The organism is Sphingomonas bacterium (assembly GCF_903643035.1).
Classification (GTDB): Bacteria; Pseudomonadota; Alphaproteobacteria; order Sphingomonadales; family Sphingomonadaceae; genus Sphingomonas.
Map to the genome: position 1 here is coordinate 1 of NZ_CAHJWW010000235.1, position 4,363 is coordinate 4,363.

Below are 4,363 nucleotides of genomic sequence, written 5' to 3' on the forward strand. Positions count from 1 at the left end.
CGCGCGCCCCCGTCCCGCAGCGCGCGGTAGCTGTCGAGCGCGGCGTGGCCCGCGCCGCCGCTGCTCGCGCCCTCGCCGCCGATATAGTCCGATACGATGACCGCCTGGCCGCTAAGCATGGACGGGATCGCCCAGCCCGACGCGGCCGTGCGCCGGCGACGGGACCAGCCCGTCGTACAGCGCCGCGAGCTCGTCGTTCATGCGGCGCGCGGTGAACGTCGCCTCGTACCGGGTCCGTCCGGCCCGGCCCATCGCCTGCCACCCCCCCCGATCGTGCAGCGCCAGCACCCTCATCAGCCGCTCCGGGCTGTCCGGCGGGACCAGATGCCCCGTGACGCCCTCGACCACGATCTCGCGCAGGCCGCCGACGTCCGACGCGACCACGGCGCAATGACCGCGCATCGCCTCCAGCGCGACCAGCCCGAACCCTTCCCAGCGGGAGGGGATCACGACCACGTCGGCCGCCGCGATCTCGGTCGCGACCTCCGCGAGGGATCGCCAGCCGAGATACTCGACCTGTTCGCGCACCGTCCGGCTCAGCATGGCCGGCCCGGCGACGGCCTTGCCGACGACGCGGAGCGCCACGCGGTCCCGAAGCGGCTCAACGGCGTCGAGCAGGGTGTCGAACCCCTTCTGCTCGTCCATCCGGCCGACGAACAGCATCTTGATCCGTTCGTCGTCCCAGCGCGCGGAGTGGGCGGGGGGCAGGTCCGCGATGCCGTTGAGGACGAGCGCGAGCCGCGCGGGCTCGATGCCGATCCGCGTCCCCTCGCGCCGTTCGTGGTCCGAGATCACGACGATCGCGTCCGCCGCGGACGCCAGGCGGCGCTCGATCCGTTCGACGAGCCGCCGCTTCATCGCCGACGAGCGGCGGTCGAACGCCCAGCCGTGGGGACAATAGACGATCCGGAACGGCCGCCTGCCGCCGTGCATCAGGCGGACCACGCCACCGGCGATGCTCGAATGCGCGTGGACCACCGTCGGCGCGAAGGCCGCGATCTCGCGTCGGATCGCCGCGGTCAGGCGCAGGAGGCCAAGCGCCGATCGGTCCTGCCGGTCCCACGTCGCCAGCATGTGCCGATCGACGCCGCTCAAGTGCGCCGCGTGCTGCCGGGGCACGAGCGCGCGGACGTTGCTCGCGCCATAGCGGCGTTCCTGGCTGGGCAGGATCTCGGCAAGATACGTACCCACCCCGCCCTGCGCGGACTCGGTGACGTGGAGAACTCTCATCGTGTCCCCGTTGCGGGTTGCTGCCGGTCCTCTAGGCACCGACGCGCGCGCCGGCCGCGTCATTTGACGCAACGGCAGGACGGCGCCCGTGGTCGAACGGCTCATGCACGACGACGGCAGCGCCAGCCCGGAGGCACGCCCCGCAGGAGGAGCCCGCCCGTCGCCTGCCCGGACCCCATCGTCTGCCAGAACCCCGTCGTCTGCCGGTATCCCATCGCCCGCCGGGACATTGTGGACCGTGCAGGTGATGCGGGGCGTCGCCGCGCTGATGGTGGTGATCGGGCACGGCCAGAGCGCGGTCGCGGGCGTGAAGGCCGCCGCCGGCGGGCACTTCCATCGATCGATGCTGATCCCGTGGGGGGCCAGCGTCGACCTGTTCTTCGTGATTTCGGGCTTCATCATGGTCCATGCGTCGGGCCGGCTGTTCGGCCGGGCGGGCGCGCGGCGGGACTTCCTGCGGCGGCGGCTGATCCGCATCGTGCCGCTGTACTGGCTGGTGACGGTCGCGTTCCTGGCGCTACTCGGCCTCGCCACGCTGAAGGGCGGCGACCGCTTCCCCTCGCCGGGTGCGATCCTCGCCTCCTTCGCCTTCTTGCCCGCGCCGGCCTGGGGCGACGGCCGGCTGTTCCCGGTCTTCGACCTAGGCTGGACGCTGAACTACGAGGTGTTCTTCTACGCGCTGCTCGCGCTCGTCATCGTCCTGCCCAGACGCCGCGCGCTCCTCGCGCTCGGCCTGATGCTGGCGGCGCTCGTCGGCGTCGGCGCCGCCATCCCCGGTCCGTCCGCGGCGTGGTTCTGGACCCGGCCCATCATGATCGACTTCGGGCTGGGCCTGGGCGTCGGCGCGCTCGTGGCGCGCGGGGTCGTCCTGCCCCGGCCGCTGCGCGTGCTGGCGATCGTGCTAGGCGTGACGATACTGATCGCCGATCCGGGCCATGTCTTCGACGGACCGCTCGGCACCACGGTCGCGAACGCCTGGCCGCGGGTGTTCCTGGCGGGCGTCCCGATGGCGATGGCGCTGGCCGCCGCCGTGCTCGGCCCCGAACCGGCGATGCCCAGGGCCGGGGCGTTGTTCACCCGGATCGGCGACGCCTCCTACTCCTTGTACCTGCTCCATCCCTTCGCGCTGATCGCGATGGAGAAGCTCGCCCAGAAACTGCCGGCGGTGCGCGGCGCGCCCGGCCCGCTGCTGGTCGGCGGGACGGTCGCGGTCGCGATCGGCCTGGCGCTGGTCGGGTATCGCCGGGTCGAGCGTCCGATGACGGCGGCGCTGGCCCGGCTGCTGACCCCGCGGCCGCCGGCCGCCTTTCCCATACTCGCGACCGACCCGTCCTCATGACCGATCCATACTCGTGACCGACCCGCCCTTGTGACCGACCCGTCCTCTTAACCGATCAGGAGACCATCGGTGCGCAATCTTCGCCGGCAGGTGCGCCGCCTGACCGGGCGGCCGTGGACCTTCGCGCCAGAGCCCGCCCTGGAGGTCATCTATCGCGACCTGTTCCTGCGCGAGCTCGCGCGGCTGGGCGAGGAGGACCGGTTCTTCCCGACCGGCGCCGCCGCCAACCACGGCCTGTTGTACCTGATCCTGCGCATCGGCGCGGAGTTCCGGCCACGGGCGGTGCTCGACGTCGGCGCCGGACAGAGCACGCTGCTGTGGGACGCCCTGCACCGACGCGGGCTGGTCGGCGAGGTGGTGACGCTGGAGGAGGATCCCGAATGGGGCGCGCGCATCGGTGCGCAGGTGGCCCATGACGTGCTGGTGACGCCGCTTCGCCCCGCGCGGGTCAACGGGCGGTCGGTGATGACCTATGACTGGGCCGCCGCCGGCGCCGGGCGCCGCTTCGATGTGATCGTCTGCGACGGGCCGCGCGGCACGCCGCGCCATTCGCGCGGCGGCGTCCTCTCGATGCTCGACGACCGGCCGGACGGGTTCGCGCTGGTGCTCGACGACGCCGAACGCGACGGCGAGCAGGACACGGTGGCCGCGATCCACGCGCGGCTTCAGGCGGACAGGATCGACTATGCGGTCGGCGTCGTCCGCGCCGCCAAGACGCAGGCGGTGTTCGCCACCGGCCGCTTCCTGCCCGCTACCTTCCTGTGACGGGGGACGCCTGCGCCGTGCGGGCCATCAGCACGGCGAGCGTGCGGCGGACGTGCAGGTGCGATGCCGCATAGCATCCTAGCACGGCGGCGGCGTAGACCGCCGTCGCCCCCGCCCAGCCGGTCCAGTCCGCCGGGTGGGCGCCGGTGGTGAAGCGGACCGCCAGCACGCCGACCCCGCCCGCCAGCACCGCCGGCGCCAGCGCCGACGCTAGCCGCCGCAGCCGGAGGCCGGTCAACGCGACGATGGTCGCCAGCAAGGCGACGCTCAGCAGCGTGCTGACCCCGGTATAGGCGCGCACCAGCGCCATGAGGCCGAACGGCAGCGACACGACGAAGGTCGCGACCAGGGCCGCCATGTTGACGACCGTCAGCGCGAACTGCGCCCGCGCGCGTCCCGCGACCATCAGCAACGCGCCGCTGTACGACGAGATCGCCTGGAGCGCGCCCGCCGGCGCCAGCCAGGCGACGATCCCCGGGACCGCCGCCCACCGGTCCGACAGCAGCGCGTGGACGGGAAAGGTGAGGCCGAACGTCAGGAACAGCATCGGCGGCACGACCACGAGCGCGGTGGCCGACAGCACGCCTGTCACCATCGCCTGAGCGCGGGGGCCGTGCGGATCCTCGTCGCGCAGCGTCGCGAGCAGGATCGCGCTGGTCGGCCAGGTGATCGCCATCAGCGGCGCCAGCATGAACTGATAGGCAAGGCCGTACACCCCGACCGCCGCCGAGCCGAGCGAGGCACCGATCAGCAGGTTGTCGCTGTTGCGCGCCACGAAGTTCAGGACGTTGCTGGCAAGGACCCAGCCGCCGAACGACAGCAGCGGACCGAGCCGGCCGACGCGGAGGTTGGGGCGAAGCTCGCGGCGGACGTTCCACCAGAAGGCGACGAGGCGCATCCCCTGTGCGAGCAGGTTGTACAGCACGAGCGACCAGACGCCCGCGCCCTGCCACGCGGCGGCGAGCCCGGCGCCGGCGGACAGCGCGATCGCCAGCGCCTCGATCCGGGCGATGCGCGCGTACCGCAAGA

General features: G+C 72.9%; 4 protein-coding genes. 2 read left to right on the forward strand and 2 right to left on the reverse strand.

Going from position 1 to position 4,363, the window contains the following annotated elements; all coding sequences use genetic code 11:
- Positions 1-111: 111 nt before the first annotated feature.
- The gene (locus HUV01_RS12730; protein WP_174298604.1) at positions 112-1,230 is read right to left on the reverse strand and encodes a glycosyltransferase; all 1,119 of its coding nucleotides are present in this window, start codon (positions 1,228-1,230) and stop codon (positions 112-114) included.
- Between the two features lie 247 nt (positions 1,231-1,477).
- On the opposite strand from HUV01_RS12730, the gene HUV01_RS12735 reads away from it, so the two are divergent.
- Entirely contained in the window at positions 1,478-2,569 is a 1,092-nt protein-coding gene (locus tag HUV01_RS12735; RefSeq protein ID WP_174298605.1) for an acyltransferase family protein, read from the forward strand.
- A gap of 69 nt (positions 2,570-2,638) precedes the next feature.
- Positions 2,639-3,334 carry a hypothetical protein gene (locus tag HUV01_RS12740; RefSeq protein WP_174298606.1) on the forward strand — a complete coding sequence of 232 codons (696 nt, stop codon included), beginning with the start codon at positions 2,639-2,641 and terminating at the stop codon, positions 3,332-3,334.
- On the opposite strand, the gene HUV01_RS12745 is transcribed toward HUV01_RS12740, so the two are convergent.
- Positions 3,321-4,363: oligosaccharide flippase family protein (locus HUV01_RS12745; protein ID WP_174298607.1), on the reverse strand; the 1,043-nt coding region annotated here is incomplete at its 5' end. The genes HUV01_RS12740 and HUV01_RS12745 overlap by 14 nt on opposite strands.